16 protein-coding genes and 2 pseudogenes are annotated in these 20,181 nt (G+C 70.4%); 10 read left to right on the top strand and 8 right to left on the bottom strand.

Annotated features, from left to right (window positions below):
- The 3 genes and pseudogenes from OP04_RS54300 to OP04_RS47400 all read left to right on the top strand — a co-directional run.
- Nucleotides 1-99 (top strand): annotated as a pseudogene (locus OP04_RS54300) (ABC transporter permease); the annotation flags it as partial.
- 9 nt (nt 100-108) lie between these two features.
- Nucleotides 109-1,140 carry an ABC transporter ATP-binding protein gene (locus tag OP04_RS47405; RefSeq protein WP_033346666.1) on the top strand — a complete coding sequence of 344 codons (1,032 nt, stop codon included), beginning with the start codon at nt 109-111 and terminating at the stop codon, nt 1,138-1,140.
- Complete coding sequence (locus tag OP04_RS47400; RefSeq protein ID WP_033346665.1) at nt 1,133-2,143, top strand: ABC transporter ATP-binding protein; 1,011 nt, start codon at nt 1,133-1,135, stop codon at nt 2,141-2,143. Before OP04_RS47405 ends, OP04_RS47400 begins: the two co-directional genes overlap by 8 nt.
- 672 nt (nt 2,144-2,815) lie before the next feature.
- On the opposite strand, the gene OP04_RS47395 is transcribed toward OP04_RS47400, so the two are convergent.
- Both OP04_RS47395 and OP04_RS47390 read right to left on the bottom strand, forming a co-directional pair.
- Entirely contained in the window at nt 2,816-3,130 is a 315-nt protein-coding gene (locus OP04_RS47395; protein WP_051800175.1) for a chorismate mutase, read from the bottom strand.
- Between the two features lie 239 nt (nt 3,131-3,369).
- On the bottom strand, nt 3,370-5,196 hold the full coding sequence (locus tag OP04_RS47390; RefSeq protein WP_063746898.1) for a bifunctional metallophosphatase/5'-nucleotidase: 1,827 nt from the start codon (nt 5,194-5,196) through the stop codon (nt 3,370-3,372).
- Between the two features lie 103 nt (nt 5,197-5,299).
- Here OP04_RS47390 and pcrA point away from each other — a divergent pair, with 103 nt between their 5' ends.
- The gene (gene pcrA / locus OP04_RS47385) at nt 5,300-7,678 is read left to right on the top strand and encodes a DNA helicase PcrA (protein WP_033346664.1); all 2,379 of its coding nucleotides are present in this window, start codon (nt 5,300-5,302) and stop codon (nt 7,676-7,678) included.
- Between the two features lie 195 nt (nt 7,679-7,873).
- Here the strand turns inward: pcrA and OP04_RS47380 are convergent, their stop codons facing one another.
- On the bottom strand, nt 7,874-8,617 hold the full coding sequence (locus OP04_RS47380) for a M23 family metallopeptidase (protein WP_033346669.1): 744 nt from the start codon (nt 8,615-8,617) through the stop codon (nt 7,874-7,876).
- A gap of 412 nt (nt 8,618-9,029) precedes the next feature.
- Between OP04_RS47380 and OP04_RS47375 the strand changes: the two genes are divergently transcribed.
- The 6 genes from OP04_RS47375 (at nt 9,030) to purH (ending at nt 15,822) form a co-directional block, all read left to right on the top strand.
- Complete coding sequence (locus OP04_RS47375; RefSeq protein ID WP_033346663.1) at nt 9,030-9,452, top strand: cobalamin B12-binding domain-containing protein; 423 nt, start codon at nt 9,030-9,032, stop codon at nt 9,450-9,452.
- Between the two features lie 461 nt (nt 9,453-9,913).
- Nucleotides 9,914-11,092 (top strand): ADP-forming succinate--CoA ligase subunit beta, encoded by a 1,179-nt coding sequence (sucC, locus tag OP04_RS47370; protein ID WP_033346662.1) that lies wholly within the window; start codon nt 9,914-9,916, stop codon nt 11,090-11,092.
- A gap of 2 nt (nt 11,093-11,094) precedes the next feature.
- On the top strand, nt 11,095-11,976 hold the full coding sequence (gene sucD, locus OP04_RS47365) for a succinate--CoA ligase subunit alpha (protein WP_033346661.1): 882 nt from the start codon (nt 11,095-11,097) through the stop codon (nt 11,974-11,976).
- A gap of 95 nt (nt 11,977-12,071) precedes the next feature.
- The gene (locus OP04_RS48940; protein WP_157241332.1) at nt 12,072-13,472 is read left to right on the top strand and encodes a cell division protein PerM; all 1,401 of its coding nucleotides are present in this window, start codon (nt 12,072-12,074) and stop codon (nt 13,470-13,472) included.
- Nucleotides 13,473-13,531: 59 nt separating this feature from the next.
- Nucleotides 13,532-14,143, top strand: coding sequence for a phosphoribosylglycinamide formyltransferase (gene purN, locus OP04_RS47355; RefSeq protein ID WP_033346660.1), 612 nt, complete (start codon nt 13,532-13,534; stop codon nt 14,141-14,143).
- Nucleotides 14,140-15,822, top strand: a complete 1,683-nt coding sequence (gene purH / locus OP04_RS47350; RefSeq protein WP_085067361.1) for a bifunctional phosphoribosylaminoimidazolecarboxamide formyltransferase/IMP cyclohydrolase — start codon at nt 14,140-14,142, stop codon at nt 15,820-15,822. Before purN ends, purH begins: the two co-directional genes overlap by 4 nt.
- Nucleotides 15,823-15,829: 7 nt before the next feature.
- Here the strand turns inward: purH and OP04_RS47345 are convergent, their stop codons facing one another.
- The 5 genes and pseudogenes from OP04_RS47345 to OP04_RS54295 all read right to left on the bottom strand — a co-directional run.
- Complete coding sequence (locus OP04_RS47345; RefSeq protein WP_033346659.1) at nt 15,830-16,729, bottom strand: DUF559 domain-containing protein; 900 nt, start codon at nt 16,727-16,729, stop codon at nt 15,830-15,832.
- 386 nt (nt 16,730-17,115) lie between these two features.
- On the bottom strand, nt 17,116-18,021 hold the full coding sequence (locus OP04_RS47340) for a GNAT family N-acetyltransferase (RefSeq protein ID WP_033346658.1): 906 nt from the start codon (nt 18,019-18,021) through the stop codon (nt 17,116-17,118).
- An 18-nt stretch (nt 18,022-18,039) separates the two neighbouring features.
- Nucleotides 18,040-19,074 (bottom strand): ABC transporter ATP-binding protein, encoded by a 1,035-nt coding sequence (locus OP04_RS47335; protein WP_033346657.1) that lies wholly within the window; start codon nt 19,072-19,074, stop codon nt 18,040-18,042.
- 4 nt (nt 19,075-19,078) lie between these two features.
- Nucleotides 19,079-20,077, bottom strand: coding sequence for an ABC transporter ATP-binding protein (locus OP04_RS47330; RefSeq protein WP_033346667.1), 999 nt, complete (start codon nt 20,075-20,077; stop codon nt 19,079-19,081).
- 5 nt (nt 20,078-20,082) lie between these two features.
- Nucleotides 20,083-20,181, bottom strand: a pseudogene (locus OP04_RS54295) (ABC transporter permease); the annotation flags it as partial.

The raw sequence follows: 20,181 nt of genomic DNA, 5'->3' as shown, positions 1-20,181 counted from the left end.
CCGCTGGTCGCTCCGTCGATGTTCCTGGCGATGACCGTGCTGGCGTTCATCATGCTCGGCGACGCCATCCGCGACGCCTTCGACCCGAAGCTGCGGTGAGCGACGACAATGACTGACATCAAGGTGAAGAACGAGTTCCTGCCGATCGACCCCGCGGCCCCGCTCCTGGAGGTCGAGAACCTCAAGGTCGAGTTCCGCACCGCCAACGGCGTGGCCAAGGCGGTCAACGGCGCGAACTTCCGGCTCGCGGAGGGCGAGACGCTCGCCATCCTGGGCGAGTCCGGCTGCGGCAAGTCCGTCACCGCGCAGGCGATCATGGGCATCCTGGACACGCCGCCCGGGTACGTGACCGGCGGCGAGGTCCGCTACCGCGGCGTCGACCTGCTCAAACTGAAGGAGGAGCACCGCCGCCAGGTCCGGGCCAACCGGATCGCGATGGTCTTCCAGGACGCGCTCTCCGCGCTCAACCCGGTCTTCACGGTCGGGTTCCAGCTCGGCGAGCTGTTCCGCAAGCACCGGGGCATGTCGCGTGCGGACTCGAAGAAGCGCGCGATCGAGCTGCTGGACCAGGTGAAGATCCCCGCCGCACGGCAGCGTGTCGGCGAGTACCCGCACCAGTTCTCCGGCGGCATGCGGCAGCGCGTCATGATCGCGATGGCGCTGGCGCTCGACCCCGAGGTGCTGATCGCGGACGAGCCCACCACCGCGCTCGACGTGACCGTGCAGGCGCAGATCATGAACCTGCTCGCCGAGGTCCAGCGCGAGCGGAACATGGGCCTGATCCTGATCACGCACGACATGGGCGTGGTCGCGGACGTGGCGGACCGGATCTCGGTCATGTACGCCGGCCGCGTCGTCGAGGAGGCGCCGGTCTACGACATCTACGCCCGGCCGGCGCACCCGTACACGAAGGCGCTGCTCGAGTCGATCCCGCGCGTCGACCTCAAGGGCCAGCAGCTCAGTGTGATCAAGGGCCTCCCGCCCACGCTCACGAACATCCCGCCGGGCTGTGCGTTCGCCGCGCGCTGCCGCTACGCGCGGGACGTCTGCCGGCAGGACCCGGTGCCCCCGTCGTACCAGGTCACCCACAACCGCACCTCCCGGTGCCACTTCTGGAAGGAGGTCGTCGGCGTTGAGTGAGATCGTGCTGCAGACGAAGGGTCTGAAGAAGCACTTCCCGATCACCCGGGGCATCGTCTTCCAGTCGAAGGTCGGTGCCGTGCAGGCGGTCGACGGCGTCGACCTGGAGCTCCGTCGCGGTGAGACGCTCGGCATCGTGGGCGAGTCCGGCTGTGGCAAGTCCACGCTGGCGCGCCTGCTGGTCGGGCTGGAGACGCCGACGGCCGGCGAGATCAACGTGCGCGGTCAGGACATGACCAAGCTCCGCGGTGGCGACCTGCGCCGGGCCCGTCGCAACATCCAGATGGTGCTGCAGGACCCGTACACGTCGCTGAACCCGCGCATGACGGTCGGCGACATCATCGGCGAGCCGTTCGAGATCCACACGGACGTGGTGCCGAAGGGCGACCGCAAGGCCCGCGTGCGTGACCTGCTCGACCTGGTCGGCCTCAACCCCGACCACATCAACCGGTACCCGCACCAGTTCTCCGGCGGCCAGCGCCAGCGCATCGGCATCGCCCGCGCGCTCGCGCTCAAGCCGGAGATCATCGTCTGTGACGAGCCGGTGTCGGCGCTGGACGTGTCCATCCAGGCTCAGGTGATCAACCTGCTGGAGGGGCTGCAGGAGGAGCTGGGGCTCTCCTACATCTTCATCGCGCACGACCTGTCCGTGGTCCGGCACATCGCCGACCGCGTCTCGGTCATGTACCTCGGCCGGGTCGTCGAGACCGGCCGTGACCTGGAGATCTACGAGCAGCCGACGCACCCGTACACGCAGGCGCTGCTCTCCGCAGTGCCGGTGCCGGACCCGACGCTGCGCGGTCACCGGGACCAGATCGTGCTGGAGGGCGACGTCCCCTCGCCGGCCAACCCGCCGTCGGGCTGCCGCTTCCGCACCCGCTGCTGGAAGGCACAGCAGAAGTGCACGGACGAGGACCCGATGCTGACGCTGCGCCCGAAGTCCGCGCACGCCAGCGCCTGCCACTTCGCGGAGGTCCGCGACGTGGTCCACGCGGTCGACTGACCGATTCGCACTCCCATCGGCGGGCACGGCACCAGCTGTGCCCGCCGATGACTTTCAAGGCCGCTTCGCGGCTTCCAGAAGCAGATTTCCCGCTTCCAGCGTGGTCGCGGTCCGCATGCTCCCGCGGGCACCGGTCGTCGCTGGCGCTCCTCCCTGCCGGTTCCGCTGTGGTACCGGAAAAACCCGTCCGACCGCTAAATACCGAAATGTCGGGCGCGGAGCGCCCGGGAGCTGCCGGTCGAAGTGATCCACACGGGTTTCGGGCGGGGCGTGTGGAGCCGGTCGGGCGGGACAACGCGCATGGGTGTGCCTGAGCACGGCGAAACCGGCTCCTCGCGTCGTGCGGAGCGCCAGCGGAGCCCGGCGCGAGGTTTGCCCGCGGGAGCAGCGCTGCCGGACCACGCCGGAAGTGGGAAAGCAGGATCTTGATCTGGGTTCGTCTCCTGGCCGGCGCGAGAACCGGCGGTGAAAAGCGAGCCGGGCCGACGCGTCAGCGGGCTCGGGGTCTGGGGGTCGCCCTCAGGCAAGCTCGAGCGCCCGCGGGAGCAGCGCTGCCGGACCACGCCGGAAGCGGGAAAGCAAGATCTTGAATTGCGTCGGTGCCGGTGCCCGGCCGGGGCCCGGACCACAGCGAAAATCGGGTCGCCGGGGTCCGGGTGGCTCCCCGGGGCGTTACAGCGGGCCGCGGCCGGCGCGGAGGATGAGCAGGGCGAGCTGGTTGCCGTCCGGGCCGAGGGCGTCGCGGAACTTCTCCATGATCTCGCGCTCGCGGCTGAGTACCAGGCGGGTGCCGCCGGAGGCCATCCGGGTCGCGCCGACGTGCTGGGAGAGCGCGGCCCGCTCCTTCCAGAGCGCGATGAACGCGTCGTCGATCTCGTTGATCCGGGCCCGGATCTCGAGGATCTCGGCGGACGCCGTCGCCTCCGCGGTGCCGGTGTCCTGGGCGGGCTGGTCGGCGTCCTTGGGCTGCTCCACTACCGTGGCCATCTCTGTCTCCTGATCACGCCGCGGCCGGTGACCCGGACGCGAAGAAGCCCCGGGCTGCCGAGCCCGGGGCTTCTCGTAGGTCTGTCTTCAGGCGCGACCCACGGCTGCCGGAACTCCGGTGCCGTAGCCATAAAATCGCGCCTGCGGGAACACGTCGTCGAGTATGCCCACGCCCGGTGAGTGGGCGCAAGCGTTTGCCCATCTACCGGACAACCCGCCCCCGACCGGACCAACTGCTGCTAGGCGAGCTTGGTGATCCTGTTGGCCGGTCCCGGCGCGACCGGGCTGTTCGTGCCGAGGTAGCTGACGAGCGCGTCGATGTCGAAGCCGGGCGCGGTGGCCCGGTCCGCGCCGAGCGCCAGGTTCGTGAAGCCGTCGCCGCCGTTGGCCAGGAAGTCGTTCGTGGTCACCCGGTAGGTGGTGGCCGGGTCGATCGCGACGCCGTTCAGCGCGAGCGCGCTCACCCGGCTGCCGGCCGCCGCGGTCGAGGTGTAGCTGTAGGTCAGGCCGGCCGACACCTGCAGCACCCGCTGCGACGTCTGCCCGCCGAAGCCGACGAACTGCTGCTCGAGCACGTCCTTCAGCTGCGCGCCGGTGAACGTCTGCGTGACCACCAGGTTGTTGAACGGCTGCACCGTGAAGACGTCACCGTAGGTGACCGCGCCGGCGGACTGCGTGTTGTAGGGCAGCGAGGCGCGGATGCCACCCGGGTTCATCAGCGCGATCTGGGCGCCGTTCGCCTGGGTGTAGGCCAGCTGCGCGTCCGCGATCACGTCGCCGAGCGGGCTCTCCTGGTTCGCCGCCACGTCGCGGGTGATGGTGGCGGTGATCGAGCCGACCACCCTGCTCGCGATCGGGGCGACCGCGGTCCGGTACTTGTCCGCGATGCGCTTCGCGGCCGGGTCGACCAGCGCGGGGTTGCGCACGGGCACGCCGGCCGGGTCGGTCTGCCAGGTGCCGTCCGCGTTCTTGACGCCGTTCTCCACGATCACGTTGCGGGCGGAGATCTCGGCGAACCGGCCGGTCCGCTTGTCCAGCGAGTAGTCGATGTCCGTGATCAGCGTGCCGTTGCTGCCGGCGCTGGTCACCACGGTCTGGGCGCCGTTCGAGTTCGGCAGCGCGCAGGTGTAGTAGCGGTGCGTGTGGCCGGAGACGACCAGGCCGAACTCCGGGCGCAGGCCCTTGACGATGTCGACGACCGGACCGGAGAAGTTGGCGCAGTCGGAGAGCACGGGCGTGGCGGGCGGCGAGTTCTGCTGGCCGCCCTCGTGCAGCAGCAGGACCAGCGACTTCACGCCGAACGCGCGGAGCAGGCCACCCCACTTGTTCGCGGTCTCGACCTCGTCCAGGAAGTTGACGTCCTTGATGCCGGCCGGGTTGACGATGCCGGGCGTGCCCTCCAGCGTCATGCCGACGAAGCCGACCGGCACGCCGTCGACCAGGCGCACCTCGACCGGCGGCAGGATCGGCAGGCCGGTCTTCTTGTAGACCGTGTTCGCGGCCAGGTACGTGAAGCGCGCGCCGGCGAACCCGTCACCGTCCTGGCAGCCGTCGACCGGGTGGCAGCCGCCGCGGTTGAGGCGGATCAGCTCGGAGACGCCCTCGTCGAACTCGTGGTTGCCGACCGAGCTGATGTCCAGCCCGACCTGATCCATCAGCTCGATCGTCGGCTCGTCGTGGAACGCGGCGCTGACCAGCGGCGACGCGCCGATCAGGTCGCCTGCGCCGACCGTGATGCTGCGGCCGCGGCCCTCGGCCTTCGCGTCGGCGCGCAGCTTCTTCAGCCAGGTCGCCAGGTATTCGACGCCGCCGGCCGGGACGCCGGTGACCAGGCCGCCGCTGCCGGTCGGCGGGTCGATGGCGCCGTGGAAGTCGTTGTAGCTCAGGAAGCTGCCCTTGACGGTGTTGCCGCCGTGGCCGTAGGTGACGCTGACCGGGGCCAGCGTGTCGATCGTCGGCGTGGCCGGGGCGCTGCCGGGGATGAGGGCTATGGCGACGGCCAGCGCTGCTGCAGGCGTGGCGAGCACGCGCAGCACCGGCCAGAGGCGGTTGCGGGATCGATCCATGTAGGCATGGTCATTCATCAGTGGGTCCTCCGCCAGTGCGCTTACGTGTCGTCTTGGCATCGGCGAGGTTGCCTGTCATACCCAGGGCCTAGACTTGCGCGCGATGCAATCGCTCTTTGACATCCCACCGGTCCAGCCCACGCCGCCCGCTCGGCCCGCGCCGCCACGGCGTGACCCGGAGGCGCTGCTCAACGGGCTCAACGGGCCCCAGCGCGATGCGGTGACGCACGCGGGCGGGCCCCTCCTCATCGTGGCCGGCGCCGGGTCGGGCAAGACCCGGGTGCTGACCAACCGCATCGCCTACCTGCTGGCCGCACGCGACGTGCACCCCGGCGAGATCATGGCGATCACGTTCACCAACAAGGCCGCCGGCGAGATGAAGGAGCGCGTCGCCGCGCTGGTCGGCAACCGCGCGCGGATGATGTGGGTCTCCACGTTCCACTCCGCGTGCGTGCGCATCCTGCGCGCCGAGCACGAGCACGCGGGTCTGAAGTCGACGTTCTCCATCTACGACGCGGACGATTCGCGGCGGTTGATGGCCATGGTCGCGCGCGAGCTCGACCTGGACCCGAAGCGTTACCCGCCGCGCGGCCTCGCCACCCAGGTGTCGAACCTGAAGAACGAGCTGACCGACCCGGAGGAGTTCGCCGCCAAGGCCTCCGGGCCGAACGAGCGGGCGCTCGCCGAGGCCTATCAGCTGTATCAGCGCCGTCTCAAAGAGGCGCACGCGCTGGACTTCGACGATCTGATCATGGCGACCGTGCACCTGTTCCAGTCGCACCCGCTGGTCGCGGAGTCGTACCGTCGTCGGTTCCGGCACGTGCTGGTGGACGAGTACCAGGACACCAACATCGCGCAGTACACGTTGATCCGCGAGCTGGTCGGCAACGGCGTGCCCGAGGCCGGGCTGCCCCCGGCCGAGCTGTGCGTGGTCGGCGACGCGGACCAGTCGATCTACGCGTTCCGCGGCGCGACCATCCGCAACATCCTGGAGTTCGAGCGCGACTACCCGGACGCGCGGACCATCCTGCTGGAGCAGAACTACCGCTCCACCCAGACCATCCTCAACGCGGCGAATGCGGTGATCGACCGCAACACGTCCCGCAAGCCCAAACGCCTCTGGAGTGACCAGGGCGAGGGCGAGCAGATCGTCGGCTACGTCGCGGACACCGAGCATGCCGAGGCCGACTTCGTGGCCCGGGAGATCGACCGGCTCGGCGACAACGGGCTGGCCAAGCCCGGTGACGTGGCCGTCTTCTACCGGACGAACGCGCAGTCACGGGTGTTCGAGGAGGTGTTCATCCGCGTCGGCCTGCCGTACAAGGTCGTCGGCGGTGTGCGCTTCTACGAGCGCAAGGAGGTGCGCGACGCCCTGGCGTACCTGCGTGCCGTGGTCAACGACGACGACACGGTCAGCATCCGCCGGGTGCTGAACACGCCGAAGCGCGGCATCGGCGAGCGCGCCGAGGCTTGCGTGGAGGCGCTGGCGAACCGGGAGCGCATCTCGTTCGGCGCCGCGCTGCGCCGTGCGTCCGAGGCCCCCGGCATCTCCACCCGCGCGGTCAACGGCATCAACGAGTTCGTGTCGCTCCTCGCGGACGCGCGCGTGCTGGCCGAGACCGCGCCGCCGGAGGACGTGCTGGAGGCCCTGATCTCCCGCAGCGGCTACCTGAACGGCCTGGAGGAGAGCATCGACCCACAGGACGCGGGCCGGGTGGAGAACCTGCAGGAGCTGGTCAGCGTCGCCCGGGAGTACACGGAGAAGACCGAGGCGCTGGATGTCGAGGCGTCGATCGCCGGCTTCCTGGAGCAGGTCGCGCTGGTCGCGGACGCGGATCAGATCCCGGACGAGGCCGACGAGGAGCACCAGGGCGTGGTCACGCTCATGACGCTGCACACGGCGAAGGGCCTGGAGTTCCCGGTCGTGTTCCTCACCGGCATGGAGGAGGGCGTGTTCCCGCACATGCGGGCCATGTCCGACACCAAGGAGCTGGAGGAGGAGCGCCGGCTGGCCTACGTGGGCATCACGCGGGCGCGCCAGCGGCTCTACCTGTCCCGCGCGGTCACGCGCTCGGCCTGGGGCGCGCCGCAGTACAACCCGGCGTCCCGGTTCACGGACGAGCTGCCGAGCGAGCTGGTCCGCTGGGAGCGCACCGAGGGGTCGTACACGACGTGGTCCGGATCGGCCGGCGGCGTCGGCGGCCGTGCCGCCTCACGGAACTCCACCTTCGTCGGGGGTACGACGAAGGCGCAGCAGATCGCCGGCCGGCTCGGCATCGACGCCAGCAAGCTCGCGACCGCCAGTGACCTGCGCGCCCAGGCGCCGTCCGTGTCCGCGGGGGACAGGGTCAACCACCAGCGGTACGGCCTGGGCCGGGTGCTGACGGTCGAGGGCCAGGGCGCGGGCGCGCGGGCGCAGATCGACTTCGGCGACCAGAAGGTGTGGCTGGTGCTCCGTCACGCGCCGCTGGAGAAGATGTAACGGGTGCTCCCAGGTGCCCTGAGCGGCCCTGGGAGCCACCGGTGGTCCTCCGGGAAGGGCTCGGCCGTTCCCGCGACGTCACGGCGTTTGTGTCCTGGCACACACCCTCGATCGTGAGGTGACGAATCGCGTGGGCCGGGTATACGAAAAACGCCCCTCCCGAACGCGCGGGAAGGGCGGTGATCGAAGAGCTTGTCAGGGGGCCGTGACGGAACCGTAGATCGGCTCTATCTCCGACTGGATGTCCACGCCGCGGTCACGCAGGAACGTGATCGGGTCGAGCGTGTTGCCGTCGAGGTGGATCTCCAGGTGCAGGTGCGAACCGTACGAGTGGCCGGTGTCGCCGACGAGCCCGAGCGTCGTGCCGGCGTCGACCTGCTGGCCCGCCTTCACCATGAGCTGCGAAGAGTGCCCGTATATCGTCTGGATGCCGTCGCCGTGGTCGACGATCACCGCGTAGCCGTAGCCGCCGTACCACCCGGCGAGCGTGACCGTGCCGCCGTGCACCGCCTTGTACTCGGTGCCCTCCTTGGCGGCGAGGTCGATGCCCGGGTGGACCTTGCCCCAACGGACGCCGTACGGCGCGCTGAACTCGTAACCGTGCAGCGGCAGGAGCCAGGCGTCGGGGGAGGAGCTGAGCGAGGTGGCGAGGCCCTCCTCGGTCGACTCGGTGCGCTCGCTGTCACGCGTGGAGCGCTCCGCGCTCGCTTCGCGATCGGCGAGATCCTCGGCCGCGGCGGACGCGGTGTCGAGCGAGTTCTTCAGCGCGGAGGAGTCGACGCCCTTGGCGTCATCCATCGCGGCACCCGCGCCCAGGGCCACGACGCCCGCGCCGACGAGCGCGGTGGTGATGACTGCTGCGTAGCGGCTACCCGGGACCGTGGGTACGCGACGTCGACCGCGATAGCGGTCTGGCTCGGATGAAAGCCGTTGACGCACGTACACCCTCCGATATCTGTTCCCCCGGACGTCGTTTCGCGCGTCGGAATGTCGCGTGATGACCGTCGGTGAACACTGGCTGGTTTAGGCGGCCGGTCCGGGGTATCCCGATTGACAACCGATGGACACGGTAGCCAAGCGCCGGGCCGGTCACAAGTTCTGCGGCCGAATTGCTGACTCGGTGTGCGATCTAAGGGCGCGAAATGCCGGGTTTCGTCACCATTTAGACCCCACTTCGTTAGTAGCGCAGCGTAATTTAAGCCGATACCTTGCGTAATGTGAGCGGCACTACCCAGGCGTTGCTTGCGCCTGTGTCGTGGACCGCTATTGTTCTTCGCCCCTTAGGGGCTGCACGATCGTTAAGGTAGCTCTGTGAGTATCTCCCGTCGCTGAAGATAGAGGTGCGGCAGCTGTGGAACCGCGAATTCGGGTGGTCGTCGCAAAGCCGGGCCTGGACGGGCACGACCGCGGCGCGAAGGTGGTGGCCCGCGCGCTGCGCGACGCCGGCATGGAGGTCGTCTACACCGGCCTGCACCAGACGCCGGAGCAGATCGTGGAGACCGCCATCGCGGAGGACGCGGACGCGGTCGGCCTGTCCGTGCTCTCCGGCGCGCACATGACGCTGTTCACCCGCGTCGTCGAGCTGCTGGCCGAGCGCGGCGTGGACGATCTCGTGGTGTTCGGCGGCGGCATCATCCCGGAGGCTGACATTCCGGAGCTGTCGCGGATCGGCGTGGCCAAGATTTTCGGGCCGGGCGCGACCATGCAGTCCATCGTCGAGTGGGTGCGCGAAAACGTGGGCGCCACGACGGGATTCCCGGCAGGCAATAAATAAACAGACGGACGGCCGTCGCCCGGTTTTGGCCGGAATAGAGGGAAGGGCCGGACGCACCCCTCACACGTCCGGCCCCTCTATGCGCGATGCCCCGCCGCCACCCCTCGACCGACAGGGCATCGGCCGCTTTCTCGTCCCGCGCGTCGTACCCTGCGCTGACATCTGACTCAACGACGCCTCCTGAACAGGGGTTACGGAGGCCGTCACGCGATTTTTCCGACCGGCCCCTTTACTGCATTTCTTCCCCGGGCGTCCCGCTACCACCTGCGGCCCCACGAACATCCGCCGCGTCCCGCGGGGGCGGAATGTGCAGTACCGCACACCATGTACCCGCATGGCGGCACGGAGTGTCCAGGTCGCTAGGGTGACGGGAAAGGCACCATTTCTCATCACCGGATGAGCGGTGCACATCCACGCTGGCAGCGGCGCCGGGGTGCCGCGGAGTGAATCGGGACGCGCAAGTGGACCTGTACGAGTACCAGGGGCGCGAGCTATTCGAGCGGCACGGCCTGCCCGTGCTGAGCGGTGGCGTCGCCACAACCCCCGAGGAGGCCCGCGCGATCGCCGACCGTCTCGGCGGCCGGGTCGTCGTCAAGGCGCAGGTGAAGGTCGGCGGCCGCGGTAAGGCCGGCGGCGTCAAGCTGGCCGAGGGCACCGACGAGGCTACGGCCCGTGCCACGGACATCCTCGGGATGGACATCAAGGGTCACACGGTGCACAAGGTCATGTTGACCGTCACCGCTGACATCGCCGAGGAGTACTACCTCTCCTACCTGCTCGACCGGGCGAACCGCACGTTCCTGTGCATCGCCAGCGTCGCCGGCGGCATGGAGATCGAGACGGTCGCGGACACCGACCCGGACAAGGTCGCCAAGATCGCGATCGACGCGATCCAGGGCGTGGACGAGGCGAAGGCGCGCGAGATCGTCGCCGCCGCCAAGTTCCCGGCCGAGGTCGCGGAGCAGATCGTCGACATCGCCCAGAAGCTGTGGGTGGCCTTCATCGCGGAGGACGCCACGCTGGTCGAGGTCAACCCGCTGGCCAGGACGCCGGAGGGCAAGGTCCTCTGCCTGGACGCCAAGGTGACGCTGGACGAGAACGCGCACTTCCGGCACCAGGACCAGGAGGGTTTCGTCGACGCCGCGTCGATCGACCCGCTGGAGCAGGCTGCCAAGGAGAAGAACCTCAACTACGTGAAGCTCGACGGTTCCGTCGGCATCATCGGCAACGGCGCGGGCCTGGTCATGTCCACGCTCGACGTCGTGGCGTACGCGGGTGAGAACCACGGCGGCGTCAAGCCGGCCAACTTCCTCGACATCGGCGGCGGCGCGAGCGCCCAGGTGATGGCGAACGGCCTGGAGATCGTCCTCTCCGACCCGGCCGTGAAGTCGGTCTTCGTGAACGTCTTCGGCGGCATCACCGCCTGCGACGCGGTCGCCAACGGCATCCTCCAGGCGCTGCAGCTGCTCGCCGACAAGGGTGAGCAGGTCACCAAGCCGCTCGTCGTCCGCCTGGACGGCAACAACGCGGAGGCCGGCCGCGCGATCCTCGACTCGGCCGCGAACCCGCTCGTCGAGCGGGTCGACACCATGGACGGTGCGGCCGCGCGTGCCGCCGAGCTCGCTGCTGTGGGGAACTGACAATGGCTATCTGGCTGACCAAGGACTCCAAGGTCATCGTTCAGGGCATCACCGGCTCTGAGGGCACCAAGCACACCAAGCGCATGCTCGCCGCGGGTACGAACGTGGTCGGTGGCACCAACCCGAAGAAGGCCGGGCAGACGCTCGACTTCGACGGCACCGAGCTCCCGGTCTTCGGCACCGTCAAGGAGGCCATGGAGAAGACCGGTGCGGACGTCACCGTCATCTTCGTGCCGCCGGCGTTCTCCAAGGCCGCCGTGGTCGAGGCGATCGACGCCGAGATCGGCCTGGCCATCGTGATCACCGAGGGCATCCCGGTGCACGACAGTGCCGCGTTCTGGGCGCACAACGTGGCCAAGGGTGAGAAGACCCGGATCATCGGCCCGAACTGCCCCGGCATCGCGTCGCCCGGCCAGTCCAACGCCGGCATCATCCCCGGCGACATCACCGGCTCCGGCCGGATCGGCCTGGTCTCCAAGAGCGGCACGCTGACCTACCAGCTCATGTACGAGCTGCGGGACATCGGCTTCTCGACCGCGGTCGGCATCGGCGGCGACCCGGTGATCGGCACCACGCACATCGACGCGCTCAAGGCGTTCCAGGACGACCCGGACACCGACGCGATCGTCATGATCGGTGAGATCGGCGGCGACGCCGAGGAGCGGGCCGCGGACTTCATCAAGGAGTACGTGACCAAGCCGGTCGTCGGCTACATCGCGGGCTTCACCGCCCCGCCCGGCAAGACCATGGGTCACGCCGGCGCGATCATCTCCGGTTCGGCCGGCACCGCGGACGCGAAGAAGGTCGCGCTCGAGGCCGCCGGCGTCAAGGTCGGCAAGACGCCGTCCGAGACCGCGCGCCTGATGCGCGAAATCATGAGCTGATCTCTGAGTGATGCGTCACAACCCCCGTCGAGTGAGGACACTCGGCGGGGGTTTTCCTTAGCCAGACCGTGGCTGACGTGGAAAAGTAGGCACCGATGCCGACCACCCCGGACCGGCCGGCCCCAGACGCCGGGCCGGACGACTCGCTGACCGACGCCGAGGCGGCCTATCTGGCTGCCCGCGACACGGTCCCGATCGACGCGTCCGACGGCCGTGACCTGCGCACCCGCGACACCGTCCGGCTCCCGCTGCAACGCGCCCGTGACCAGGTCCGGGCCGGTCGAGGCCGGGCACCGCTCGCGCTCGCGGCCACGGTCGCGGTCGGCTGGGCGTTCCTGGTGTCGTACCTGCCGGTCGCGCTCGTCATGTGGCTCGCCCAGATCGTCGAGGGCGCGGGCTCGGTCGGCGGCGCCGCCATCGTCGGGCTCGCCGCGTGGCTGCTCGGGCACGGCGTCTCGCTCGGCACCCCCATCGGCCCGGTCGGCCTCGCGCCGCTCGGGCTCGCGGTGCTGGTCGCCTGGCGGCTGGCCCGCGCCGGCGTGCACGTCAGCCGCGCGCTCGGCGCCCGCGACGACGGCACGCTCCAGCAGGCCTTCACCGTCGCCGGCGCGATCGGGCTCGGCTGGGGCGGGATCGGCCTGCTCGCCGCGCTGCTGGTCGGCGCCGGTGGCGGGCCGGAGGTCAACGCGCTGGCCGCGCTCGGCACGCTCTTCGTCTTCGGCACGGTCACGTCGCTGACCGGTGCGTTGCGCACCACGGGCGCGCTCGGTGAGCTGGCCACCCGGCTGCCGCGGTTCCTGCGGGACGGGATCCGTACCGGTGTGGTGGGCGGGCTTCTGATCCTGGCGGCCGGCGCGGGGAGCACCGGCCTCGCGATCGCGCTCAACGGCGGCGACGCCAGCGAGCTGATCGGCGCCTACCGCACCGGGGTGGCCGGCCAGGCCGGGATCACGCTGGTCAGCCTCGCCTACGCGCCGAACGCGGCGATCTGGGCGGTCGGCTACCTGCTCGGCCCCGGGTTCTCGCTCGGCACCCACACCACGGTGCAGATAACGCAGGTCAGCGTGGGGGCGCTCCCGGCCGTACCGCTGCTGGCCGCTCTTCCGTCCGGGCCTCTCGGCGGCGTCGGCGCACTGCTCCCCTCGGTGCCGCTGGTGGCCGCGATGCTGGCCGGCTGGCTGTTGCACCGTCGCCTGCGGCGGGCCGGGCGTGACCCGTCCCGGCCGCCGCGCGTGGTGCCGTGGCGCCGTCTCACCGCGGCCGCGGCCACGTCCGGTCCGGTCGCCGGCGTGGTCCTGTTCGCCGCCGCGTTCGCGTCCGGCGGATCGCTCGGCGGCGGCCGCCTCTCCGAGCTGGGCACGCCCGCCTGGCAGGTCGGGCTGATCGGCGCCGGGGTGGTCTCCGCGGGCGCGCTGGCCGGTGCGGCCGCGGCCCGCATGTTCGTCGCCGGAACAACAACCCGCAAACCTCGCACGGGTACGCCGTCGGCGGGCTGACCTCACAGTTGACGCACCCGATGTCCGGGCCGGTCCCGCGCGCTCGGTAGGGTGCTGGGGTGAATCTCCCCGCGCGACTGGTGGTGTTGATCTCCGGTTCGGGCAGCAACCTCAAGGCGCTGCTCGACGCGACCGCCGACCCGGCCTACGGCGCGACCGTGGTGGCCGTCGGCGCCGATCGGGACGGCATCGCAGGCCTGGACATCGCGACCGAGGCCGGTGTGCCCACGTTCGTCGACCGGGTGAGGGACTTCGGCACCCGCGCCGAGTGGGACGCGTCGCTCACCGCGCACGTCGCCGAGCACAAGCCCGACCTGATCATCTCCGCCGGGTTCCTCAAGCTGGTCAACGCGGAGTTCCTGACCGCGTTCGGCGACCGCTACCTGAACACCCACAACGCGCTGCTGCCCGCGTTCCCCGGCATCCACGGCCCGCGCGACGCGCTGGAGTACGGCGTGAAGGTCTCCGGCGCCACGCTGTTCTTCGTGGACGCGGGCGTGGACACCGGGCCGATCGTGGCGCAGACCGTCGTGCCGGTGCACGACGGCGACACCGAGGACGACCTCACCGAGCGCATCAAGGAAGCCGAACGCCGCCAGCTCGTCGAGCAGGTCGGGCGTCTGGTCCGCGAAGGCTGGACCATCACGGGAAGAAAGGTCACCATTCCATGACACTCACCCCGGGCGAGGCCGCCGTTGTGACGGCAGCCGTCTCCGCTACCGGCGGCGTGGGCGCGGCCACCGCGGGCGAGTCCGTCGTCGCGGGCGACGCGCTGGCCACCGCGGACGAGCACTTCCGCCGCCCGCTGCGCCGCGCGCTGATCAGCGTCTACGACAAGACCGGCCTGGCCGAGCTGGCCGCCGCGCTGCACGCGGCCGGCGTCGAGATCGTCTCCACCGGCTCCACCGCCTCGACCATCGCGGCCACCGGCGTGCCGGTGACCCGCGTCGAGGAGCTGACCGGCTTCCCCGAGTGCCTGGACGGCCGGGTCAAGACGCTGCACCCCAAGGTGCACGCGGGCCTGCTCGCCGACACCCGGCTCGAGTCGCACCGCACGCAGCTCGCCGACCTGGGCATCGCCGGGTTCGACCTGCTGGTCTCGAACCTGTACCCGTTCCAGGAGACGGTCGCGTCCGGGGCCGGCGTCGAGGAGACGATCGAGCAGATCGACATCGGCGGGCCGGCCATGGTCCGCGCCGCGGCGAAGAACCACGCGTCGCTGGCCGTGGTGACCGACCCGCGGGCGTACCCCCTGGTCGAGAGCGCGCTGAACGAGGGCGGTTTCACGCTGCAGCAGCGCCGCGCGCTCGCGGCCCGTGCGTTCGCGGACATCGCGGAGTACGACACGGCCGTCGCCGAGTGGGTCGCCCAGGAGCTGAACCCGTCCGAGGCGTGGTGGCCGGAGTTCGCCGGCCTCGCGCTGCGTCGCGCGTCCGTGCTCCGCTACGGCGAGAACCCGCACCAGCGCGCCGCGCTCTACGCGGACCCGGCCGCGCCGGCCGGCCTCGCGCAGGCGGAGCAGCTGCACGGCAAGGAGATGTCCTACAACAACTACGTCGACGCGGACGCGGCCTGGCGTGCCGCCAACGACATGGCCGATGCCGCGGTCGCGATCATCAAGCACGCCAACCCGTGCGGCATCGCGGTCTCGTTCGCCGGCGACGTCGCGGAGGCGCACCGCAAGGCGCACGCCTGCGACCCGGTCTCCGCCTACGGCGGCGTCATCGCGGTCAACCGGCCGGTCACGGTCGAGCTGGCCCGGCAGGTCGCGGAGATCTTCACCGAGGTGCTGGTCGCGCCCGGCTACGAGGACGGCGCCGTCGAGGTGCTCCAGGCAAAGAAGAACCTGCGCATCCTGGTCGCGCCCGAGTGGGCGCCGGCCACGGTCGAATTCCGGCAGGTCAGCGGCGGCATCCTGGCGCAGAACCGGGACGGCATCGACGCGCCCGGCGACGCGCCGTCCGCGTGGCGGCTGGTCGCGGGCGAGTCCGCGTCCGCGGAGCTGCTCGACGAGCTCGCCTTCGCCTGGCGCGCGGTCCGCGCCGTGAAGAGCAACGCGATCCTGCTGGCCGCGGACGGCGCCACCGTCGGCGTCGGCATGGGCCAGGTCAACCGCGTCGACTCGGCCCGGCTCGCGGTCTCCCGCGCGGGCGAGTCCCGCGCCCGCGGCTCGGTCGCGGCGTCGGACGCGTTCTTCCCGTTCGCGGACGGCCTGGAGGTGCTGACCGAGGCCGGCGTGCGCGCGGTGGTCCAGCCCGGCGGCTCGGTCCGCGACGAGGAGGTCATCGCGGCGGCCCAGAAGGCCGGCATCACGATGTACTTCACCGGGGCCCGGCACTTCTTCCACTGAGGGTTTTCTACGCAGAACGGGCCGTGGCGTGCGCCACGGCCCGTTTTACGTCGTTGACGACCTTTGCCGGCCGCTTGAACACGTCGTCCGCGGTGAATCGGAGTGCGGCCCATCCGGCGGCCTGAAGTCTGTTGAACCGCACGATGTCCTTCCGGAACGTGGCCCGGTCGCGGTGGTGGTCCCCTTCGTACTCGATCGCGATCCTGAGCTCCGGGTAAGCCAGGTCGACCCGGGCGATGAGCGATCTGTTCACGGCCCTGATCTCGTGCTGTGCGATCGGTCGCGGCAGCCCGCCGTCGATGATGATCAGCCGCAGTCGCGTCTCCATCGGTGATTCGGCCTTCGGCTCCGCATTCACCAAGATGTCCCGAAATTTCATGACACCTCGCCAGCCGGGGTGGGCGTCGGCGGCCCGGTGCAGGTCGGCGAGGCTGACGACCCGCCGGAACAACATGGCATCCACCGCGATGGCCGCCTGGATCCGATCGGGGTCCCGTCCTAGGTCGAAGGCGGTCCGCGCGGGCGTGGTCAGCCTGAGCCCGAACGCGAGATCTACATCGCTCCTCGGCAGATGGCTGCGGACCACGTGAAGCCCTGGCTGGATGCGCAGGCTCGTCCGCTGCGGGATGACGACGGTGACCGGCTCATTCGCCCCGAGCAACTGGACTCCCCAGGCGTAGGCCGCGCTGCGCCCGCCGATGGCGGACCCGGATGGAAGCAGGAGTTGAGCCGCTTGACACCACATGTAGTGATTTTGCGGCTGGAAGGCGGCTTTCTCGATATATATGCCCTGGTAGAGGCGCTGCCAGTGGGTTCCTTTCAGCTCTGCTGCGGTCGCCAGGCCTGCGGCGACCGCATCCCTGCGGCGGAAAGGCTGCACCAGGAGCCGCCGCGATCTCGCATCCATCCCGCCACTATGGACCGCTCGGCCCCCTCCGCGCCGCCCCTCCGCGCCGCCCCTCCGCGCCGCCCCTCCGCGCCGCCCCTCCGCGCCGCCCCTCCGCGCCGCCCCTCCGCGCCGCGCTTCCGGGTTTGCCTCTCCGCGCCACCTCGCTGCGGATCATTGACCGATGCGAAAGGTAGATCCACTAGCGTTGTTGATCTACCTTTCGCATCGGTCAATGATCCGCAGCTGGATGTGGGCGTCCTCCGGCGAAGATGGTGCTGGTTATAGTGTGAAATTTCGGGCACGGAGTGCCCGGGTGTGGCAGTAGCCCGGTGCCGCCGGTGCCGCCGGTGCCGCCGGTGCCGCCGGGCTCACCGGGGTCACCGCCGGCGTCGGGGTCAGGGGGGTCAGGGGGTCAGGGCGGCGAGGCAGGACCACATGGTGCTGAAGGGCTGGTAGCCGAGGCGGTTGTTGATGGCGAGCATCGGGGCGTTCGAGGCGTCGTTGGCGGTGAAGGCCCACCGGACCCCGGCCGCGGCCGCGCGCGCCAGCGCCTCCGTCTTCGCCAGCCGGGCCAGGCCGCGGCCGCGGTGGGCCGGGAGCGTCGCGGTCATGTCGGTCCAGGCGCGGTCGCCGTCGCGCAGCAGCAGGGAGAGGGATGCGACCTCGCCGGACGGCGCGAGCACGGCCATGCTGAGGCTGCGGTCGAGGCCCGGGTCGTCCCACACGTCGTAGCGCCAGGCGTCGAACGTCAGCCCTTCCGACCCCACGTCTCCGGGCTCGTCCGCGGCACCGTCGAGTTCGGCCTGGTAGAGCGCGGTGGCCGGCAGCGCGGAGACCGGTGTGAGCGTGTATCCGGCCGGGACCGGCGGCAGCGACGGCCGGAACGTGGCGAGGTCGAGGCGGGAGTTGCGTCCCTCACGGCTGGGCAGGAAGCCGCGGTGCTCCGCGAAGGCCAGGCCGTCGACCGGTACGTAGCTGCGGACCCGCTGGACGGCCAGGGATCGCAGGTGGGCGACGCCGGCGGAGAAGAGCGCGCCGCCCAGCCCCCGGCCGCGGAACGCGGGCGCGACGTGCAGGAGCATCAGCTCGCCGACGCCGGGCTCGGAGGTGCGGGTGTTCCGCCGCGCGGCCACGGCGCCGACGACCTGCGAGTCCATGACGGCGACGAACGAGGCCATGTCCGCGCCGGGAGGCGGCGACTCGATGAGCCGCCGGGTCGCCGCCTCTCCGCGTACCAGATGGGGGTAGATCTTCAAGCGCAACGCGGCCAGTACGGCCGCGTCACCGGGTTGTGCGAGACGGACGTTCATGGTCAATGACCATAGACGTCAGCGCACCGGGTGCCGCAGCTCCGCGAAGTGGCAGGCGACCGGGTGCGGGTCGGCCTGGCGCGGGGTCAGTTTCGGCTCCTGGGTGGCGCAGATGTCCTGGGCCTTCCAGCAGCGGGTACGGAAGTGGCAGCCGGACGGCGGGTTGGCCGGCGACGGCACGTCCCCCTCCAGGCGGATGATCTCGCGGTGGTTCCGGGCCCGGGGGTCGGGCACCGGCACGGCGGAGAGCAGCGCCTGCGTGTACGGGTGGGTCGGCCGCTCGTAGATCTCCGTCTCCGTGCCCACCTCGACGATCTTGCCGAGGTACATGACCGCCACCCGGTCCGCGATGTGCCGGACCACGGACAGGTCGTGGGCGATGAAGATGTAGGAGAGGCCGAACTCCGCCTGCAGCCCCTCCAGCAGGTTGATCACCTGGGCCTGGATGGAGACGTCCAGCGCGGACACCGGCTCGTCGCAGACGATGATCTGCGGGCGGAGCGCGAGCGCGCGGGCGATGCCGATGCGCTGGCGCTGGCCGCCGGAGAACTGGTGCGGGTACCGGTTGATGTGCTCCGGGTTCAGGCCGACGACCTCGAGCAGCTCCTGGACGCGTCGGCGGCGGTCTCCGCGCGGTGCCGCGTCCGGGTGGATCTCGAACGGCTCGCCGATGATGTCGCCGACCGTCATGCGCGGGTTCAGTGACGTGTAGGGGTCCTGCATGACCATCTGCACGTTGCGGCGCAGGCGGCGCAGCTCGGACCCGTTGAGCGAGTAGATGTCCCGCCCTTCCAGGATCGCCTTGCCGCGGGTCGGCGTCTCCAGCCGCATGAGCAGGCGCGCGAGCGTGGACTTGCCGCAGCCGGACTCGCCGACCACGCCGAGCGTCTCGCCGCGGCGCAGCTGGAAGTTGACGCCGTCGACGGCCTGCACGGCCCCGACCCTGCGCTTGAACACCACGCCCTGGTTGATCGGGAAGTGCTTGACCAGGCCCTGGACGTCGAGGAGCACCTCGCCGTGCCTGGGGTGGTGCTGCGCGGCGGCGGACGACACGTAGTTAGTTGCCACTGGTGACGACCTCCTGGGCGAAGTGGCAGGCGCTGTACCGCGGCCCCAGCACGTGCTTGGCCGGGACGACCTCGCGGCAGATCGGCTGGGCGTACGGGCAGCGGGGGTGGAACGGGCAGCCCGGCGGGATCTTCGCCAGGTTCGGCGGCAGGCCCTTGATCGTGGCGAGTTCCTGCCCGCGCATGTCCAGACGGGGGATCGAGGCCAGCAGACCCTTGGTGTACGGGTGGGCCGGCGCCTCGTAGATGTCGAAGACCGGCGCCTCCTCGATGATCCGGCCCGCGTACATGACCGCGATCCGGTCCGCCACGTCCGCGACCACGCCGAGGTCGTGCGTGATCAGGATGAGGCCCATGTTGAGGTCGCGCCGCAGGTCGCCGAGCAGGTCCATGATCTGGGCCTGCACGGTGACGTCGAGCGCGGTGGTGGGTTCGTCCGCGATCAGCACCTTGGGGTCCTGGGCCAGCGACATCGCGATCATGACGCGCTGCCGCATGCCGCCGGAGAACTGGTGCGGGTAGTCGCCGACGCGCTGCTTGGACGCCGGGATCTTGACCAGGTCCATCAGCTCGATGGCCCGCTTGCGCGCCTCGGCCCGGGACTTGCCCTCGCGTTTGCGCAGCACCTCGCCGATCTGCCAGCCGACCGGGAAGACGGGGTTCAGTGCGGAGAGCGCGTCCTGGAAGATCATGGAGATCTCCTTGCCGCGCACCTCCCGGCGCTTCTCCTCGCTCAGGGTGAGCAGGTCGACGCCGTTGTAGAGGATCTGGCCGGACGGGATCGCCGCGGGCGGCATGTCCAGGATGCCCATGATCGCCTGCGCGGTGACGGACTTGCCGGATCCGGACTCGCCGAGGACCGCGAGCGTCTCACCGGGATCCAGGTGGTACGAGACGCCGTTGATCACCTTGGTGACGCCGTCCCGGCTCCGGAACTCGACGAAGAGGTCCTTGACCTCGAGCAGGTGGTGCTTTGCAGGAGCAGACATCGGGGTCACCGCAGCTTCGGGTCGAAGGCGTCGCGGATGGCGTCGCCGAGCATGATGAACGCCAGCACGGTCATCGCCAGGAACATCGACGGAGCGACCAGCGG

Origin of the sequence: Catenuloplanes japonicus, from assembly GCF_000717135.1 — a bacterium.
Classification (GTDB): Bacteria; Actinomycetota; Actinomycetes; order Mycobacteriales; family Micromonosporaceae; genus Catenuloplanes; species Catenuloplanes japonicus.
This window is presented reverse-complemented; position numbering and strand designations above follow the sequence as displayed.